Here is a 19,430-nt window from a genome sequence, read left to right as displayed (position 1 = left end):
TGATGTTTTAAATCTACTTACTAATCGAATTTAAAAATTCCAAATTCTCGCATCCCATCTTGATGCCGCCGTCGCAGCTTTTTTTGAAAAACTCTTTTGCTTTGGCGTTATCGGACTTCACGCCCTTACCTTCGGCATACATTATGGCTAGGTTATTGCAGCCATCGAAGTGGCCGAGGTTGCACGCCTTTTCGTACTGCTGCTTTGCCTGTTTATAATCCTGGTCCACCCCCTGCCCGAAGGCGTATAGATAGCCTAGATTGTTGCAGCCGATGCCGATGTCGCCGCCGCAAGCCTTTTCATAAAAAATTTTAGCCTTTGCGAAGCTTTGCTGTACGCCTTCGCCCTTTAGATACAGATAGCCCAGGTTGTTGCAGCCCATCATATCGCCATAGGTGCAGGCCTTTTCATAAAGGCTCGCCGCCTTGGCGACGTCTTTCGCGAGCCCGGCGCCGTTTGCGTATAAAAGCCCAAGCGAGGTGCAGCCTTCGTTATCTTTGCAAGCTTTTTCGTAATAAGCCGCAGCTTTGGTGAAATTTTGATCCGCACCGTTGCCGCTTTCGTAGATATAGCCTAGATTATTGCACGCAAGCGCAAATTTAGCGCTACACGCCTTTTCGTAGAGGCTGATAGCTTTTTCGAAATTTTTCTCTACGTTGCCGGTGCCCTCAAAATACAAAACGGCTAGATTATAGCATCCCGAAGCTTTATTTTCCAAACCGCACGCTCGCTCGTAAATTTCTGCGAGTTTTTTATGATCGCCGCTTTGCTGAGCTTGAATGCCCTCGCTGATAAAGCCCGCGTTTGCCGTGGCCGTCAAGGCTAACGCTATTAGAATTTTTTTCAAATTTACTCCTTTATATCGTTTTTACGTCCCTGCCTCTAAAAGCAAGAGCGATTATTAAAAAGACCGCCGCTATTATACAATAAAACGGCGCGGGTATCTGCGGCGCATCTCCCGCGGCATAAGAGTGCATGCCGGTGAGGTAGAAATTTACGCCGAAATAGGTCATTATGATCGAGCTATACGCGAGCGTCGAGCTCACGCAATAAACATAGATCGAGCTGAGTTTCGGGATAAATTTTAGATGCAGCACGATCGCATAGACGATGATCGAGACATACGACCAGGTCTCTTTGCTATCCCAGCCCCAGTATCGCCCCCAGCTCTCATTCGCCCATACGCCGCCGAAGAAATTTCCGAGCGTCAGCATCGAAAGCCCCACGATGAGACTAATCTCGTTGATCGCCGTTATATATCTGATCTGAGCGTTGAGCCGCTCGCGATTGGCACTGTTTTTAAGCACCATCAAAATAAGAGCCAAAAGCCCGAGCAGACAGCTAAGCCCCAAAAATCCATAGCTAGCCGTGATAACCGAGACGTGGATGCTAAGCCAATACGACTTTAACACCGGCACGAGGTTAGTAATCTGCGGATTTACAAAGCTCATATGCGCTACGAGCATTACGATGCTAGCTAGCAGGCAGCTTGCGCTTAGCGTAAGTAGGGACTTTCTAAAAAATATGATCCCTGCAAGCGCCGCCGACCAGCCGATGTAGATCATCGACTCATAGCTATCGCTCCACGGCGCGTGAGCCGCGACGTACCAGCGCAGCGCAAGCGCGAGGGTATGTGCTGCAAAACATATCGCAAAGGCAGCGAATAAAATTTTTTGCGCGAGCGCGAAGCGTTTGCCGAAAAGCGTGCCCAAAAGCGCTAAAACAAGAGCTATGCCGCCTAGGATCATATAGCAATAAACTAGCTTTTTAAAAACCGAAGCTTTGTTATAAAATACCTCGGCCTTGACGCGACTAACGCTTGGAAGAATAGCCGCCGAGGTGGCTCTTTGGTAGTTTTTCAGCTCCGCTAACGCTGCATCCGCTTTAGCCCAATCATTATCCGAAATTCCATCCTGCAAGCCGTTTAGATAGTCATTTAGCACGCCTTTGATCTGCGGAGCGATACTATAATCCGCAAAGGCGTCGTTCGGCGAGAGCCACGCGTTTTGCGGGTCGTTCGGCACGGGGATAAATTTAAAAAACACCCCTCTGAAGGTCAGATACGCGATATTTAGCCGTTCGTCGAATTTAATCAGCTCATTATCGAGCACGCCGCGGCGCGAGGCGCTTTTTTCATTCGCCTCGTCCACGACGCGCGCGAGCTTATAGTTGCCGTTTTCATCAAAGACCGAATTAAAGCTCGCATATCGCTCCTGCGGCGCTAAGCCTAGCATCTTTTTGATCTCGTCGTTTCTGATCTTGATGATCTTTTGATCGCGCCAGAACGCGGGATTTAGGCTCATTCCTAGGATCATCTGCTCGGCGCTTAAGCCGTAAAGCCCTTCCGTGCCTGAAATTTTATTTACGATTTCGCTTGCTTCGGTGCTAAGCGGCTTGATCCTGCCCATATAATCTTGCACCAAAAGCTCCGCAAACGCGCCGTTTGCGTGAACACGCGAGTTGGCTTTAAGGTTTGCTAGATAGTTTTCATCCGCGGCGCGAAGCTCAATGCTGAAAAAAAGCGGCGCAATCAAAAGAAGCGCGGCGGGCGCATTATTTTTAATAAATTTAGCTAGCTTTTTAAACCTGCTGCCGGCGGTAAAAAGATTGCCGATAAATCCGACGCAAAGCAAGAAATAACCGAAATAAGTGGGGATTTTACCCGGATCGCGATTAAGCTCCAGCACCGTGCCCAGCTCGTCGGTGTCGTAGGAGGATTGAAAGAGCTTGAAACCGTCAAAGCTTAGCGGGTGGTTCATATAAATTTCATGCTCCCCCGCGCTCTTGCCCTCTTTTAAAATTTCAACGTCGCTGGCGTAGGATGACGGGCTTTGCGAGCCCGGGTAGCGCTCGAGCTTAAATTTCAAAAGCTTTACCGCAAACGGAAGCTCTATGAGTTTCGAGCCCCAGCTTAGCATTATCTCCTCGCCGTCAAAGTTTAAAATTTTAGGTTCCCCGAGCCAGCCCGCGCCGCCGCGCAGCTGCGCTTCTTGCTCGCTTCCGCCCTCAAAGCCCGCTTTTACCGCAAGCGTGCCCTGTTCGCCTTTGGGCGCGGGTTTGTAGGAGCCAAATTTGACGGTGAAGCTTTTAGAATTTATACTTTGCGTGAAGCTAAAATTATTATCGCCGATTTGGGATAAATTTAGCGGATACTCGAAAAATGCGTCTTTTGTGCGTATTTGCAAAAACGGCTTGACGCTCACCATCTCATTTTCGCTCTCGCCTGCTCTTACGTGCAGTACGCCCTCGGCGCCCAGATAACGCGTCAAAGCCGCGCCGATAAAGATGACGATAAATGCAGCATGAAGTACGAAGGAACCGAAGTGGCGCCACATTTTGGTTTTTATGATTATTCCTAGCAGGCTCAGCGTCGCAGCGCCCATGACGCACTCGTACCAGCGCGCCTCATAGACTAAAATTTTAGCCGTTTGCGTGTCGTAGATACTCTCTAAAAAGGTCGCGACGCCGGCACCTGCAGCTAGAATGAAAAGGAGGCAGAGCGCGAATTTGTAAGAGATGAAAAATTTTAATATTTTTAGCGCGCTCATTAACCCTCCGCAGTTTTACATTATTATATCGTAAGTTTGCCCTGCGTATAGTATAAACATTCTAAGAAGTAATACTCCAACCACGCTGGCAAGCGCGCTAACGTAGAACGCAAATGCGGTGTGAGCGATCTTTTTGCCCAGTGCGAAATTTAAAACTAGAGGTACGCAAAAACCTACGCCCACGATGCCGAGCCAAAATAGCTGAGCGTAAACGCCTTCGCTAAAGGCGACGCTCGCGGCTTTTTGCACATCGCTGCCCGTGATGAGTGAAACAAAAATCATGCCGATTAGTAAAATTTCCATCGCTAAAACCGGCCACTCGACCGCGTGTAGAGTTTTTAGATCGCCGCCGTGCAGCTCAGCTTTAAAGAAAAGCGCGGCTATGAGGCTTGAGCCCGCGATGCCCGCAGATAAGCCAGACGCCACGAAAAGCGCAGGTAAAACGGCGGTATTAAGGATAGGAAATCTAACCAAAACCGAGATCAAAAATCCCGTATAGGCGCAGATCGCGACCGCAAAAACAAGCGTAAGCGCAAGAAGTAGCGGGCGAAGCGCGTTTAAAATTTTCATTACGAGCGTGAAAAGCCCTTTTAAAAAAGTAAGTCTGCGCGATAAAAATCCGCTAAGATCAGCTTCAAACGCATAAAGGCAGGCTACGAAGCTAAGCGGAATATAGACGCAAAGCGCTGCCACGCCCACGGACATAACCGAAGTAAAGTTATAATTGATCAAAATTTTCCAAAAAAGAAGCGGTCGCTCAAGGTCGGCTACCAGGCAAACCATGCCGAGTAAAATCGCGACGAAAGATAGCAGCGACGCAGCCTTAAACAGCGGCGTGCTTTCGGTCTGCTTTTTATAAAATTTGACGAGGATCGCGACTACCAAAGCGCCGCCGCTCATACCCGCTAGCAAAAGATAGACCGCGATCGGCCAACCCCACTCCACGCCGTGCGAGAAGGTCGCAGTAAAATTTATAGCTCCGTTCATATCACACCCCCAGTTTTACCGCAGGAATATAGCGCAGGCTCGGCTTCGTGCCGCACTCAGGATGCATGCGCAGGCTGTCTTTTACGCGAAGTAGCTTGCTGATGTGCGAGCTTTCGTCGTTTAGATCGCCAAATACGATCGCCTCGTATCTGCACGCCTCGATGCAGGCTGGTTCGTGACCGTCCTTTAAATTCGTATCCAAGCAGAAGTTGCAGCTCTCTGCGGCTCTTGTTTCGTGATTTATAAAGCGCACGTCGTAAGGACAGGCGACGATGCAATATTTACAGGCGATACAGTCGTCGGTGTTCATCGTCGTGATGCCGGTTTTTTCGTCCTTGTGGCAGGCTTTCGTCGGGCAAACTTTTACGCACGGCGCGTCCTCGCACTGCTGGCAAGATACCCTAACATAGCGCTTTTCTTTCAAATTTAGCGGATCGGTTTTGTCCTGGATAAAAAGCCTCATCTGACCTTTCGGAACCAAATTTACCTTTTTACAGGCTATCTCGCAATCGGTGCAGCCCACGCATTTATTCTGATCGAATATCATGCCGTAGTGCGGCTTTTTCGGCTCTTGCTTTTGAACGCTTACGTTTGCGTCTTGCGCACTTTTATCTGTGCCGTTTTGTGCGAGCAAGCTTGAGGCGATTGCGCCGAGCCCCAAAGAGCCGAGTGCGGCGGATTTTATAAAATTTCTTCTTTGCTTTTGCATATTCTCCTCCGACTAAATTTAAGCAAAACTACTTTGTTTTGTTCGCGTCGTGAAAGCTTTTAGCCTCGCTCTCGCTAAGCTTTTTCGCCGCATCGGCAAGCTCGCCGGGCTTTAAAACTTTTAGTAGTTCGGCTTCAAAAATCACCACAGAACCCGCAGGAATTCTATCTACGTCCACGTTGCCGTAGGCTAAATTACTAGGGATTGTAAATTTATATTTCGAGCCCGTATTCATCAAAAGCAACCCCTCGCGCAATCCGTCGATTAAGCCTATCATAGAAAGATGCGCCGGAATTTTAGACGCGAAAGTATCGTCAAATACGCTACCGTTCGTCAAATACGCCTTGTAGTTCATCACCACTACGCTCTCAGGCTTTGGCTTTTCGCCCATACCTAGCTTTAGAATTTCATATTGAAGACCGGATTTTGTGGTTTTAACGTCCGGATTTTTGGCATTTTTCGCCATAAATTCCTTGCCTGCTTTTAAATTTTTATCAAGCTCTGCTTTGGAATTTGTTTCTACGATCTTATTTAGCTTATCGGCTCTTTGATTCAAAAGCGCAATAATTTCCTCATCTTTTAGTTTCTGCTGCTTTTTAAGAGCGTCCAAAAACCCCTCTATTACCGCATCTAAGTCGTATTTGACGCCTAATGCGGCTTGTGAATGCAGCTGGTTTGAAACATAGCTTCCGGTAGAAGCTCCGATGCTATAAGATTCTTTTTGTTCTTGCGTAGTTAAATTCGCGCCCAACGCGCAGCTTGCCAAAACGATAGGCAAGAAAATTTTTAGTCTTTTTTGCATACATTTGCCTTTTAAATTTCGGGGCCGCGAACTTACGCGACCCCGAAAGAATTATAAATTATTATTTAGAATTCTTTGAGCCTCTTTGATATACTCTTTAGCGGCTTCTAGCCTTTGCTTAGTATATTTAAAGCCATGCATACCCCATGAGCCGTCTTTTTCGATAAGATCGACGGTGTCTTGAGCTTTTTCTATTAGCTCGTAAACGCGAGTTTTATCGCTGGAGTTAAGCTTTTTAGTCTCAAGGATCGAGTAAATTCCCTGAATACCGATCTTAACTTGCGAGAAATCGCTCTTAATTGGAGTTTGCCAGCCCATAACCTCATCGTAAACCTGCTTTTGGTTCTTGAAGTGAAGCGTCTCTTTTAGCTCGGAAACGACAGGGCTGTGGCAGCCTTTGGTATCTTGCATATCTTTATCCGCCCAAGACGTTCGTGCGCACGACCACATAAGATCGACGAAATTTCGTCCATCTTTATTTCTTTGGAAGTGCCAATCTTTTGCATCTCTTGGACCTTTAGCGGCATCGCCTGCGACTAGAGATTTTCTAGTAGGATCGATGTCGATCTTCCAGATGTGCGATCTTCTTTGAGTATCGAATCCCGCGTTGTCTTGGAACTGAATAGCGTAGAAGTTCTCGCAGCTCATCATAAACGGCATGTGGCAAGATGCGCAGGTATTGTCTTTATGCGTATCGGCTCTTGCGGCGATGTAGGCTTGCTCTTGGTGGCAGTCTTTGCACTCTTTTGTGATCTTAGGCTTTGTATAAAACGCGCTCAAATAGCCCTGCTCGGAGTTATAATTTACGCCCTTGACGGTTTTATCGCCAACTACCGGCCCAGTGTTATCGTGCGGATCGTGGCAGGTTATGCAGCGCATACCCTTCTCGTAGTGAGCGGTAAAGTAGGACTGAGAGCCTTCAGAGCCACAGCCTGGACCCATAGATTTAAATTTAGAGCTAAGAGATAGATCGGGATTTCCGTTGTTTAGCGGATTAGCACGAGCTAAATCAGGGCTATAGTTAAATCTTTGGTGGCAGCGTTCGCAGTTTGAGGTTCTAAAATTTGTAGCGCCGTCAAGGTGACCGCCCGCTCCATGGCACTCTTCACAGGTGATACCCTTGGAGATAGTGTGCTTTTGAAGCTCTTTTGCGTTACCCAAAGCAGCATAGAATTCTTTTTTAGTTTTAAAGTCGAATTTGAATGGGTGGCAGACTTCGCAATACGAGCTGTTTGCTTGGAAAAACATCGATTTTTTGTATTTCGCAGCATACGACGCAAGCCCTCTTACGTAACCGCCGTTATCGCCGTATTCCTCAAGCGTGCCCGGGAATTCCGGAACGATCTTTTTGATCTTTTTGACCGTCTCATCGTCTAAATTTAACGCCCAAGTCCTTTGGAATTGGTTGCCGCCGGCTACGATTTGACCGGTACCATCTCTTAGCAAGCCGCCCTCTACGTGATAGGTTCCGCGTAGAAGCCATGCATCTACGTAGCCGAATTTTGTTCTTAAGTGTCCCACGGTCGCATAAATTACGTCAGGGGTAATACCTTTTGGAAGGATCGACGCCGTATCTGGGCTAAATACAGGATCGGTTAGGTTGTTATTAACCTCCGGGTGCTCGCCCGGGAAGCGGATAGTAGTGGCGTGGCGCGATCTGCTCCATGTCTCATACTGCGCAGGGTGGCACTCGCCGCATTTTTCAGGACCTATGAATTTATTCGGAAATTGCAAGGAAGATCCCGCAGGGATTCTATACATCATAGAGCTATAGCCCTTGCCGTCGTCTCTTTTGCTAGCCTTTGAAAAGTCAAATCCATGCCCTTCCGCAAGCCACTCCAAACCTCGGTCGTGCACATCCATCTTACCGACCGTCTTACCGCCGTATTTGGTAAAAATCGGGTGATTTTTAAATAGCCAGTCATACATCTCTCGCTCTTCTACGACGTAGTCCTGCAAGGATATGACGCCTCTGCTTTGCAACGTGCCCTTAGGATTTGCGATGACATCGCGCGATTTTTGCGACATTTCCATCTCATGCCCCATGCCTTCATCAGCACAGGCTCCTGCGGCAAAAATGCTAATACAGGCGAGCGCGCCTAGTAGCATCTTATTCCATTTTTTCATGGCTCCTCCTTTGAAAATCAAATTTTTAAATTAGCAAAGTTTTACGATTGAAATAATACCAACAAAAAAGGGTGAAAAAGGGAGAAATTTAATAAAGTCTAAATTTAACGAAAAGAGATCATAAATATCGCGCCTTCGTCGGAATTCGCAGCGCTTATGCTCCCTCCATTTTTTTCGATTATCATCTTGCTCATATATAGTCCAAGTCCGCTGCCCTGCTGTTTTGTCGTAAAGTGCGGCTCAAAAATTTTATCTAGCTGCGCTTCATCGATGCGGCTTGCGTTATTTTCGATCGTGATTACTCGCTCGCCCTGCTTTAAAAACGAGCGAATTTTAATCTCGCGCCGTTTAAGCGGCACGTCCAAAAACGCCTCCTTTGCGTTGTTTATGATGTTTATTAGCACCTGGATGAGCTCGTTTACGTTGCCGTAAAGGGTGAAATTTTCCTCTATCCGCACGCTTATGTCGATGACGTGTTTTTTAAGCGAGGCGTTTAAAATTTTACGCGCCTGCTCGATCGCTTCGCCGGCGCTAAATTCCCTCTTCGGCATGTTTGGGTTGAAGAAATTTTTAAAATCCTCGATCGTATCGCTCATAAATTTCACCTGCTCGCCCGCGTCCCTAATGCCGCCTTCGAGCCTTTCTTTTGAGAGCTTGCCCCGCTCGTTGTAAAGCTCTAAATTTATGAGCGTGGAGCTGATCTGCGATAGCGGCTGGCGCCACTGGTGCGAGATATTGCCGATCATCTCGCCCATGAGCGCGAGGCGGCTTTGATTTATCAGTAAAAGCTGAGTCTGCATCTTTAAGGTCTCGTTTTTTTTGTGAATTTTATAGATACAAAATATGCAGATCAAAAATACCACAAGCAAGCTTAGGCCGCTAACGACAAACTCTTTGGTGTGATAGAGCAGAATGCTTTTTATCGGAATTTTAAAGCTTATCATCGCGATCGTATCGCCTAGACCGCCTTTGAAATTCCCCACGTCTCCGTAGAGCTCTTGCATCTTTTTAGGCGCTGCGTTGATGCTGTGGCACTCAGTGCACGAAGGCTGGGAGTTTGTTATCGGCAGGCTCAAAAGATACGAGGCGCCACCTTTATCATAGATGACTCTGGAGTATTCTTTATATTTGTTTTCTTTAAAGCCCTCTAAAATTTCATTCTCAAACTCGCTTCCCTCGTGCTCGGGATTGAGCGGATCGGTAGCGACGAGCTTGTAGTCGTAGTTGATGTTTTCTTTGGCGAGCTGAATTTTATAAATTTCGCGCGTTATGTAGGTCGAGGACATCAGCCTCGGATCGAAAAAATCCTCACTCAGAAGCTTTTTTTCCTTAAGTTCGTTTATTAGCGGGCGCTGCACGGTCGAGACGTAATCGCGCACCGCATTCATCGTATCTAGGATGTAAAACGCCTCGCGCCTCGTATCCTTTAGCGCAAGCTCGCGGTAGAAGTTAAAAACCAAAGCCGTAATTACGATATATAGCAGCACGAAAAGCGTTACGATAAATTTAAATTTATACTTCAAAGAGATACCCCACCGCATATAAATTTTTGATCACGTCCTTGCCTATCTTGCGGCGTAGCTCTTTGACGATCGCCTTGATCGCCTCCTTGCTGGGCTGCTCGAACTCCCACATGTAGTCGAATAACTGCTCGTAGGTTACGGTTTGATTTTTGCGCGCTAAGAAGTACTCCAAAAGCTTGCTCTCGCTTTTGGAAAGATGGCAGGCGCTGTCTTTGACGTAGATGATCTTTTTGGCAAAATCATACTTCAGCTCACTGCTTATGCTAAATATCGGTGCGTGATTTATCAGCTCCGCAGCGACGTCTTGCAGCGCCTTTATAAAGGCATTTTTGTCGTACGGCTTAGGCAGATACCTAGTGATCTTAAGCTCCACCGCCCGCCACAGATACTCCTGCTCGGTGTGGCTTGAAAGTATCACGATCGGCACGCCGATACCCGCGGCACGGATCTTTTTAACAACCTCTAGCCCGTCCATATGCGGCACGCCGATATCAAAAACCAGCGCGTCGTACGAGCCGCTCATCGCCTCATCAAGCGCCTCCAGCCCGTCTCCAACTCCCACTACTTCGCCGAAAAACAGCTGCAGCGATTCGGTTATATTTTTTAAAATCCCGGGCTCATCCTCTAGGCAAAGAACCCTTTTATTGGACAAAACGTCCAATAATTCGTAATCTTGCATACTCTATCCGCCTCCAAACTTAGCGCATTTCATTCTTAATCTTCTCTTAAAACATAACTAGACTTAGATTATATAAATTTAGCATTAAATCAACGTTAAAGAAGGTTTGAGATTTTAAATTTAAGCTTTTGCTCGCACACTTCTACTATTTCTGCCTGAAAATTTCGTAAAATTTAACTCCGCTTTACGTGAAATTTACGGCGAGCAGTAGCGAAGCGCAGAAGAGTCGCGGATAAGCGATACTTTGTTTAAATTTTAGTGATTATTAAGGGGGGGTATACTTCTGCGGAATTTTAAAAACAAATAGAGCAATAAAATTTAATGCCATTAAATGACAGTATCTGACAACGAAAAGTGAAATAATACGACAAATTTTAAGGAGGAAGAAATGAAAAAAATCATTTTAGCTTTGGCTTTTTTAAGCTCTTTTATGTTTGCCGAAGAGGCGAAAGAGCTTACGGATGAGCAAATAAATACATTGGTAAAGATCTGCGAGAGCGGTAAAGATTTCACGAATGAAAATGGAACCGTGAAGTATGAGGAAGCCTGCGCTACTCTTGGTATATTATATGAAAACTCCCCTGTAATCGATGCTCTCGGTATGAAAGCACCAAAGCAAGATTTGGCAAAAGCCTTTAAATTTTATAAAAAAGCGTGCGACGGCGGCCATGCTCTTAGTTGTTTCGGATTAGGAGGATTTTATCATGAAGGGAAAGCGGTAGCAAAAGACGATAAAAAGGCTCTTGAGTTCTTTGAAAGGGCATGCGATACGGGTTATGAAAGCGGCTGCACTATGGCGGCTACTATGAGCGGCAATGACGCGGATTTAGCAAAGGCACCCGCGCAACACAAGAAAGATTGCGATAGCAAGGACGATATATTTGCTTGCGGGTTATTTGCCGTGTTTATGGAGGGAAAGGATAATAATGAAGCGGCGAAATACTATAAAAAGGCCTGCGAGCTTGGTAAAAACAGCTCGGATCCCGCATTGCAAAATAGCCCTAGATTTAACGATGCGGTAAAGCTATATTGCAGCAGACCTGCGGAGCTTGAAGCGAAAATTTTAAAATCTATGGAATACATAGCCAGAATGGAAATCGCCGAAGAGTATAGAATATCTTGCGATTCTGAGGGGAACTGGGTATCTTGCGCGATATACGCCTCTAATATAGAGAGCGACGATCAAAGAGCGGCGATGAGATACTACGACAAGGCGTGCAAATTAGGCAAAAAAATCATAAGTATCGATTCTAACAAGATACTGCAAAAATCTTGCGAAAAAGCTGCCCGCTGAGGTGATTTTAAAAATTTACGCAAGAATATGAATTGGCGCGATGAAATTTTAAAATTTCATCGCTATGCTCGCCGCCATACTCGTCGCAAGGGCGCGTTAAATTATCCGAAACGCTTTAAATTCCGTAAAATTTCAGTTTTACAAAGATAAAATTATGAAATTTTTTTAAAAGGATTTAAAATGAAAAATGCTCTTTTATTCGCCTGCGCAGCGCTATTTATATGCGCTTGCTCCGCTCCAGAGCATCCAAAGCCAGGCGTTTCGCATTGCAGCGAGCCCAAAATGGACGAGGCGTCGCATCAGATGATCCAAATTTGCGGCGAAAGCGAGGATCCGCAAATCGAAAATATGCAGTGCAACGAAAACGGACTTTGCTTCGGCAGCGCAAAAATCAGGTAGCCGAAGCTCCGCAGGCGCTAGCGCTAAATTTAACTATTTTAGAACCGAGCCGAACGCCCGCGTAGCGGTCCAAGCCACGCTTTAAAATTTTGCTCGCAATTTAAATTTAACTCCGCTTCACGCGCGCCGATGCATTTTATCTATACTTAATTTTAACTGCGTCCGCCGATTGATCGAGCTGCTCCTGGCGCGATGAAATTTTAAAATTTCATCGCCAAGCATGGCGTGGAATTAGGATTTAAAAGTAAGTGCGGGTCAAATTCATAAGTTTAAAATTTTAAAGCGACATGCAATTTAAAATTTCAGGTCTCTCACATGCTAGCGGTGCGAAATTTTGCGCAAGCTCAAAATCCGCGCTAGGAGATTTCATGCCGCCGCAAAATTTCTAGATCACAACTCCGCTCGGTAGAATTTTTTGGCGGTGCAGAAGGGGACGCAAAATCTGCGCCACGCAACCTTACACGGATCACACCCGCCCAAATTCCTACGCCGCACGCCGAGACTCATAATCTAATCTCGCTACAAGATCGCTTGCAAAATGGCGCGGCATCATTAGTCGTATAACCGTAGCACAGTTTTACTCGCTGCGTAACCGAGGTTCGTAGCTGCAATGCTAAAAGCGTGAAATTCTTTGCCGTGCAATCGAAGTTCTGGGCGCAAAAAGACGCGGTATTCTCTACCGACGGTGCGAGTTTATAGTCTAACTCGCGCTTTAGAATTTCGCCTCAAACTCATTGCTTAAAATTTCGTCTCAAAAAAATCACGTATGAGAAATTCCGCTTTATCTTTACGGCTTAAAATTTCGTACGGATCGCACCGAGCGAAATCTTGCCACTGCGCGACGCAAGCTTAAAATTTCAGCGGTGAGCTCGTAGCGATATTAAATTATGCTTCATTATTACGACTTAAATTCTATCACAAGCCCGCAGATTTAAAATTTTACTTCAAACGACGCCGTAAAATTTCTACCCTTGCCTAGGCACATATCTCTCGGTGCCTGCGCCGCTCGCACTTAGCGGCGACGCTATTCTTTGCCGATAGCAATCCTCGCACAGGGCGCCTGCCACAGCGCGTAGAAAACAAAGCGCGTCTCTTTCATAATCGCCGTCTCTAGAAATTTTAAGCGACCGCAAAATTTTAAAATTTAAAAGTAGCCTGCGATTAAGCCGATTTTTATAAATTTGGATTTGCTTTGTAACGGCGCAATCTGGCGAGTAAAGCGCAACCATAAGTTATGCAGCTAGCTTTACGTCAGCTGTTTAAACATTTCGATCTGTTCCTTCGTAAGCTCGATCAAATCATCGTTTGCGTATTTAAGCGATGTCTCCAGGCTTGCGGTGAGCTCCTTACGGACGAAGCTCACGCTAAAAAGCGTCGCCCAAAATCGCGCTCCGCTGCCCGCGCTCGGATCTTCTAAGACCGCTCTAATCGCAGCTACCGCAGCAGCATCGTCCGCCGCACCTAGCACCTCGTCCACGAGTGGATATTCACCTGCGCCGTCGCCCTCATTTAGCGAGCGCAAAAGCGGCTCAAGCGCCTCGTCACAGGGATTATCACGCAAAAACTCCCGCACCGCGCGAAACTCTGCCGCGAGCTGATCCGAAAGCTGCGCGGGCATCGGCTGATGAAGTCTCAAAAAGTCTAATGCCGTTTGCTTGTCCATAAAATTCCTTTTAAATGATATGCGCGATTGTAGCTAATTTTGGATTGCAAAGAGATAAATTTACTCTAATTTATCAGCTACTTCCGTCATAAATTCTCAATGATCTTAAATAATTAGACAGTGATTTTGTAGTGGCTTTTAGGGGCGATTTTCGATGGGCTTTACGGATTACAAAATAAAATTCCAAAATTTTATCCAAATAAAAAAGCCCCCGCGAAGTGCAGGGGCTTACAAGCTTGATCTGTTTAGTCCGGCAAATTTAGCAGACTAAGAAGGATTATTCCTCGATCTTGCCGGTTTTGATGCGGCGCTCGTAGATTTCGCGCATCTCTCTGATGTCATTTTTGACCTCGAATACGCCGTGCCAATGCGAATAATCAGGTCCGCCCATTAGCGCGCCTTGGCGCATTCTGCGACCCTCGTGATGCCATGAAACATAATAGATTCGCTGGAACGCATCCGCCCAAGGATCGTCTTTTAGGAGTTTCTTTTCCTTAAGCTCTTTTAGCATCTTAGTCGCTTCGTCGTTGTAAACGTTATATAGAAGTACCTGCTTATCGCCCACCTCAAAGAAATTATTCGTGTGGGTGCTTGCGTGGCACTCTTTGCAGACTTGCTTCATCTCCGCACGCGCTGCCTCAGGACCGTTTAAGTTACCCGCCAAAGGATTGCCGACGTTTAGTTTGCCAGTATTTAAAAACTCGCTTACTGCGGTCTCATTACCGCCGGTTCGTAGATTACTCTTAGGCTGCCACAAATTCCACTTCAAGCGTTGAGATACGTTGTGAGTGGAGTTTAGATCGCCCACACCGCCGCTCATATGGCAGGTTGCACATGTAGGAGCGCGGTAGTCAGGAACCGCCCAAGTACCAGGAGCGCTATCGAATTTCCACTCATTGCCTTCAGCGTTAAATACGTGTCCGTGCATTGAGTTGTTGTAAATTTCGATATCCGGATGATCAGGTCCTAAGTGGCAAGATGCGCAAGCAGCAGGCTTACGAGCTTCAGCAATCGAAAATTTATGACTCGAGTGGCATGATTTGCATCCGCCTACGCTACCGTCCGGATAAACCGTACCGATGCCGTAAACGGGCCAGGTCTCTTTGGTAGGCTTGTTATGCTCATCCATTTTAACGACGCTACCGTGGCATTGAGAGCAACCGGTAATATCAGGCGCATGTTTAAGATCAGGGATATCACGTCCTTCATAGTGATACATTAGATCAACTATTCCTTTGTTGGCTTGCATCTGCATAGCGCCTCTTGCGTGACCGCTGTTTTCGAACTCTTTAACCTCGTTGCTGTGGCATTTGGCACAGGTTTTTGGGCTAACTAGCACCGAAATATGATTGTCTGTGTCTTTCGGATGCGGCTCTTTAGCTGCCATAGGGCTATCTGCTGGCTGCGAGTGGCAGTCGGTACAGCTAACGCCTACGTGAGCGTGGCGGCTCATCTTCCAATCCGCAACGACGCCCGGAGTTTTTTCGGCATGGCACTCGACGCAGCGTCTAGCTAGCGGCGTAAGCTGCCTATTTACCTTTAAATTCTTCGTAAGACTAACGTTTACAGAATTGCTTACGTTCGCGTCCGACGCGGACATATTCGCATGCTGCGCGGGCATTTCTGCGAATGCAAACGATGCGATACAGGCTATTAAAATAGCGACTTTTTTTAGCATTGCTTCTCCTTTACTTGGTTTTGTTATTTTCTCGGTTGTATTTATCCCAATATTTGGTAATCTCTATACCCATATTTTTGTGGCCGACGTTTTCGTGGCACTGCACGCAGGTTTTGCCGGTAGTGCCCGCGAAATAATCCCTATGCGCGAGCCAGGCTTTATTTACTTGATTATTCTGCTCTTTTAAATTTCGATGGCAGCTCAGGCAGCCGCTTTCATAAACGAAATGATTTCGCTCCTTGCGCTTATCTTGCCAGTCGATCTTATCGGCGTCGGTAAAGACCGTCTTATAGACGTCGTTTGCGGAGGTTAGAGCTTTGGTCCAAAGATACATAAAGGTATTTTCATGAGAAACGTGACAGGCGACGCAATCGGCTTTGAAACCTTGCGGGTTATTGCCACCGTGAACATCGTTGTGAAATGCGTTTGCCATCGGCTGCATCGTATGACAGGATACGCAGAATTTATCGGTGCCCGTAAGGTGAACCATCTCCGCAATCCCAAGAGAAAGTATCATTCCTATAAGCACACAAGCGCCCACGAGCAGCACAAGAGTTTTCTTTTTCATAGGTTTCCTTGATTTTAAAATTTCTTCGCAAAATTTTTAGTATTTGATAATTCGGAAAGCGGTATTTTATTATAAAAAGATTAAAAACCGCTTATTTTCTAGCCTTTTGTTAAAATTTATTAAATGAAGATAAAATTTTAAACTAAGTTTTTAGTTTAACGGAATATAATCCATTAAAATTTCAATACAAGGAGAGATCATGAAAACGATCCAAGCGGATGAAATTACCAAAGTAGTCAGCGAGCTTTGCAAAAAAGCCTGTTATCACGTCACGCCAGATATGCGCGCGGCATTTGAGAAAGCACGCGAGAATGAGACTTCGCCTATCGGCAAGGATATCTTAGGCAAGCTCTTACAAAATGCCGATTTGGCGGCGAAAGAGGTCGCGCCGATCTGCCAAGATACCGGTATGACGGTGGTTTTTGTCGAACTTGGTCAGGACGTGCATATCGAGGGCGGATATTTGGAGGATGCTATCAACGCAGGCGTTGCGGACGGCTACGTAGGCGGCTATCTGCGTAAATCCGTGGTCGCAGAGCCGCTTTTTGAGCGAAAAAACACCACAAACAATACCCCCGCGGTCATCAATACCCGTATCGTCCCCGGAGATAAACTTAAGATCAAAGTAGCCCCGAAGGGCTTCGGTAGCGAAAACAAATCGATACTAAAAATGCTCGTTCCCGCAGACGGCATCGAGGGGGTAAAAAAAGTATTTTTAGAGGCGGTCAAATACGCTGGTCCTAACGCTTGCCCTCCTATGGTCGTAGGCGTCGGTATCGGCGGCACGATGGATAAGGCGGCGCTTTTAGCCAAGCAAGCCGCGGTTCGCTCGATCGACAGCAGAAATCCCGACGAGCGCTACGCCAAGCTAGAGGATGAGCTGCTGGAGATGGCTCGCGCTACGGGCGTCGGTCCGCAAGGTTTGGGCGGCATAAACACCGCTGTTAAGGTAAATGTAGAGTGGTATCCGACCCACATAGCGGGGCTTCCGGTCGCCGTTAATATCAACTGCCACGCGGCTCGCCATGCCGACGCTGAACTATAAGGAGGAAATCATGTCAGAAGTTAAAAGAATTACCGCACCTTTCGATAAAAGCGTAGTAAAAAGCCTAAAGGCGGGCGATAACGTCCTAATCAGCGGCACCATCATCGCAGCCCGCGATGCCGCACACAAGGCGCTAACCGAAACCCTCGCTCGCGGCGAGAAGCTACCCGTAAACTTAGCCGGCGAGACGATATATTATCTGGGGCCGACCCCTGCCAAACCTGGTCAGGCTATCGGCGCTGCAGGACCTACGACTAGCGGACGAATGGACAAATACACTCCGACGATGATAAACGAAGTAGGCATCAACGGCATGATCGGCAAGGGCTACCGCAGCGACGCCGTCGTCGAAGCGATGAAAAAATCTGGCTGCGTCTATATGGTCGCTATCGGGGGCGCGGGCGCGTTAATCAGCCAAAGTATCAAAAAATACGAAGTGCTAGCCTACCCCGAGCTCGGCCCCGAGGCGGTTGCGCGACTTACCGTAGAGGATTTCCCAGCTATCGTAGCGATCGATAGCGAGGGCAATAACTTCTACGAAGTAGGTCAGGCTCCTTATAGAAAAATCTAAATTTTGCTAGCGGCGTCCGCGCGGTGTTTTTTGCAGCGCGGGCGTCCGTAAATTTCGCGACATTCGCCCAGGCGCTCGTAAATTTTACGGCATAATCTGCGGCGTTTATTTTGCGAAATTTTACGGCGTGGCGCAGTGAAATTTTATAGCGAAATTTAAATCGCGTCCGTAAAATTTTTGTCTCTCTTACGGCGCAGAATTTTAAAATTTCGCGCCGCTTAAATTTCTACAAAAATTCCGTCTTTGTTTCATTTAAACAATCTGTCGCTAAATTTAATCGCAAATTTATCCAAGTCTAAATTTTAAAATTTCGTCGCCGTTCGTAAGTAAATTTAAAGCCCGCAAGCGTCATAATCCATCTTAAATTTAAAAGGGGCAAAATGAGCGCAAGCGAGCTGGAGCAGATCAGGCTGGGGCTTTTGTATAAGGCGAAAAGAAATACGATCTTAGCGGCGGCGTGCATGCTCGGCTACGGCGCGTTTTTGTTATACAAACTGCGCGACGGAGGAGGTATGGCGGATTTGTTGCCGCTTATCGGATTATTCGCGCTTGTTCTTATCATGGTCATTTTGTTCGATCAAACCCCTATAAAAGCTACGATGATCCAAGCTGCGGGTTTTTTTATAATTTGCCTATTTCTAGATGATTTACAAAATCGCCCCACGATTTCCAAATATATCTTACTCGCGATTATAACTTTAATCTTGGCTGCTTCGAGCTTATTCGTATTGTTTAGAGGCTTTAAACAAGATTATTCGGTAAAATTTCAGTGCGCTTTTAAAGAGCACTATCTAATGCCTTATTTCAAGGCGTTCGGCTATCGATACGATATTGGAGGCAGTATCGATCCCGCCAAGCTTAAGCTCTCGGGGCTCTTTTTTCGACTAGATAAATTCAAAGGCGGAAACGACAGGGTCTCGGGCGTTTATGACGGCGTGAAGTTCGCATTTTGTGACGTAAGTTTATTTAATAGATTTTCGGAAAGCGAAATCCTCGGCACCTTTTTCTACGCGGAATTTAACAAACGCATAAGTGCCAAAACCCTTATTTTTCCCGCTCGCGCCGGCGCGCCGAACACAGGCGGGCTAAAAAAGATAGATATGGACGATGCGGAGTTTAACGCCGCCTTCGCCGTGTATTCCGCGGACGCAGCGGGCGCGATGTATATTCTAACGCCCGCCTTTATGCGGAGGCTCTTGCGCTTCGCAGGTGCCGTAGCCGCGCCCGTTAGCCTTAGCTTCGCAGATAGCAAAATTTACATTTTCGTAAATACGGGGCGCGATAATTTCGAGCCCGACATCGACGAAAGCGTACTGCGCCGCGACCCTGCCGCGCAGCTCAAGCGCGAGCTTTCGCACTTTTTAGCGATCGTAAAAAACCTAAAACTAAACGAAAGAATTTGGAGCTAGCGAGCGGCTCGCCACAGCTTTGCGTGTCACAGCCTCGCGCACTATAGCTTCACACGCCGTACCGCGGTCTCGCACGCCGTAAAATTTGAAATTTTAAAATCCCGCTTTTGAATTTCATGAATTTCGCGCTTTGAAATTTCACGCACCCTAAAATCCCGCGCGTTTTGAAATTTAAAATTTTAATCCATGCTACGGAATTCTGCGCCGCAAAATTTAAAATTCTGAAATTAAAATTCCGCGCCTTGAAATTCTACGCTTTTAAATTTGCAGCCCAAAAGCCTTAAAATTTAAAATCCAAATCCGCTCGCTGCAGAATTCTGCGAAATTCCGAAATTTGAAATTCCTTGAAGTTGCAAAATTTCGTGAGGCTGCTGTTTGAAATTCGCCTTTCAAAGCATAAGGCTAAGCAGCAGCAAAAATCCGATGAA

The 19,430-nt window shown here is 46.6% G+C and carries 16 protein-coding genes; 5 read left to right on the top strand and 11 right to left on the bottom strand.

Annotated features, from left to right (window positions below; genetic code table 11):
* Positions 1 to 13 precede the first annotated feature (13 nt).
* The 8 genes from Q0605_RS05045 to Q0605_RS05010 all read right to left on the bottom strand — a co-directional run bounded on the left by Q0605_RS05045 (position 14) and on the right by Q0605_RS05010 (position 10,375).
* The gene (locus Q0605_RS05045) at positions 14 to 847 is read right to left on the bottom strand and encodes a tetratricopeptide repeat protein (protein ID WP_298704807.1); all 834 of its coding nucleotides are present in this window, start codon (positions 845 to 847) and stop codon (positions 14 to 16) included.
* 10 nt (positions 848 to 857) lie between these two features.
* Entirely contained in the window at positions 858 to 3,548 is a 2,691-nt protein-coding gene (gene ccsA, locus Q0605_RS05040; protein WP_298704805.1) for a cytochrome c biogenesis protein CcsA, read from the bottom strand.
* A 15-nt stretch (positions 3,549 to 3,563) separates the two neighbouring features.
* Positions 3,564 to 4,535, bottom strand: coding sequence for an NrfD/PsrC family molybdoenzyme membrane anchor subunit (nrfD, locus tag Q0605_RS05035; protein ID WP_298704803.1), 972 nt, complete (start codon positions 4,533 to 4,535; stop codon positions 3,564 to 3,566).
* 1 nt (position 4,536) lies between these two features.
* Positions 4,537 to 5,244 (bottom strand): 4Fe-4S dicluster domain-containing protein, encoded by a 708-nt coding sequence (locus Q0605_RS05030; protein WP_298704801.1) that lies wholly within the window; start codon positions 5,242 to 5,244, stop codon positions 4,537 to 4,539.
* Between the two features lie 28 nt (positions 5,245 to 5,272).
* Positions 5,273 to 6,046, bottom strand: coding sequence for an FKBP-type peptidyl-prolyl cis-trans isomerase N-terminal domain-containing protein (locus Q0605_RS05025; protein WP_005870892.1), 774 nt, complete (start codon positions 6,044 to 6,046; stop codon positions 5,273 to 5,275).
* Positions 6,047 to 6,097: 51 nt separating this feature from the next.
* Positions 6,098 to 8,173: a cytochrome C gene (locus Q0605_RS05020; protein ID WP_298704799.1), complete on the bottom strand. Its 2,076-nt coding sequence runs from the start codon at positions 8,171 to 8,173 to the stop codon at positions 6,098 to 6,100.
* A 104-nt stretch (positions 8,174 to 8,277) separates the two neighbouring features.
* On the bottom strand, positions 8,278 to 9,696 hold the full coding sequence (locus Q0605_RS05015) for a DUF3365 domain-containing protein (RefSeq protein ID WP_298704833.1): 1,419 nt from the start codon (positions 9,694 to 9,696) through the stop codon (positions 8,278 to 8,280).
* Entirely contained in the window at positions 9,686 to 10,375 is a 690-nt protein-coding gene (locus tag Q0605_RS05010) for a response regulator transcription factor (protein ID WP_298704798.1), read from the bottom strand. Before Q0605_RS05010 ends, Q0605_RS05015 begins: the two co-directional genes overlap by 11 nt.
* A 388-nt stretch (positions 10,376 to 10,763) precedes the next feature.
* On the opposite strand from Q0605_RS05010, the gene Q0605_RS05005 reads away from it, so the two are divergent.
* Positions 10,764 to 11,669 (top strand): tetratricopeptide repeat protein, encoded by a 906-nt coding sequence (locus Q0605_RS05005; protein WP_298704796.1) that lies wholly within the window; start codon positions 10,764 to 10,766, stop codon positions 11,667 to 11,669.
* 180 nt (positions 11,670 to 11,849) lie between these two features.
* A complete protein-coding gene (locus tag Q0605_RS05000; protein ID WP_298704794.1) occupies positions 11,850 to 12,068 on the top strand; it encodes a hypothetical protein in 219 nt (72 codons plus the stop codon).
* Between the two features lie 1,246 nt (positions 12,069 to 13,314).
* On the opposite strand, the gene Q0605_RS04995 is transcribed toward Q0605_RS05000, so the two are convergent.
* The 3 genes from Q0605_RS04995 to Q0605_RS04985 all read right to left on the bottom strand — a co-directional run bounded on the left by Q0605_RS04995 (position 13,315) and on the right by Q0605_RS04985 (position 15,977).
* Positions 13,315 to 13,731: a hypothetical protein gene (locus tag Q0605_RS04995; protein ID WP_298704792.1), complete on the bottom strand. Its 417-nt coding sequence runs from the start codon at positions 13,729 to 13,731 to the stop codon at positions 13,315 to 13,317.
* 277 nt (positions 13,732 to 14,008) lie between these two features.
* Complete coding sequence (locus tag Q0605_RS04990; RefSeq protein ID WP_298704790.1) at positions 14,009 to 15,409, bottom strand: multiheme c-type cytochrome; 1,401 nt, start codon at positions 15,407 to 15,409, stop codon at positions 14,009 to 14,011.
* A 10-nt stretch (positions 15,410 to 15,419) separates the two neighbouring features.
* Positions 15,420 to 15,977: a NapC/NirT family cytochrome c gene (locus tag Q0605_RS04985; RefSeq protein WP_298704788.1), complete on the bottom strand. Its 558-nt coding sequence runs from the start codon at positions 15,975 to 15,977 to the stop codon at positions 15,420 to 15,422.
* A gap of 199 nt (positions 15,978 to 16,176) precedes the next feature.
* Between Q0605_RS04985 and Q0605_RS04980 the strand changes: the two genes are divergently transcribed.
* The 3 genes from Q0605_RS04980 (at position 16,177) to Q0605_RS04970 (ending at position 19,002) form a co-directional block, all read left to right on the top strand.
* Positions 16,177 to 17,022 (top strand): fumarate hydratase, encoded by an 846-nt coding sequence (locus Q0605_RS04980; protein ID WP_298704786.1) that lies wholly within the window; start codon positions 16,177 to 16,179, stop codon positions 17,020 to 17,022.
* 10 nt (positions 17,023 to 17,032) lie between these two features.
* Positions 17,033 to 17,593, top strand: a complete 561-nt coding sequence (locus tag Q0605_RS04975; RefSeq protein ID WP_040303892.1) for a Fe-S-containing hydro-lyase — start codon at positions 17,033 to 17,035, stop codon at positions 17,591 to 17,593.
* 380 nt (positions 17,594 to 17,973) lie between these two features.
* Positions 17,974 to 19,002 (top strand): DUF3137 domain-containing protein, encoded by a 1,029-nt coding sequence (locus Q0605_RS04970; protein ID WP_298704784.1) that lies wholly within the window; start codon positions 17,974 to 17,976, stop codon positions 19,000 to 19,002.
* The last annotated feature ends 428 nt before the right edge of the window (positions 19,003 to 19,430 follow it).

Source organism: uncultured Campylobacter sp. (assembly GCF_938017705.1).
Lineage (GTDB): Bacteria > Campylobacterota > Campylobacteria > Campylobacterales > Campylobacteraceae > Campylobacter_B.
Note: the sequence above shows the minus strand (reverse complement) of the source record. Positions and strands in the feature narration are given on the sequence as shown.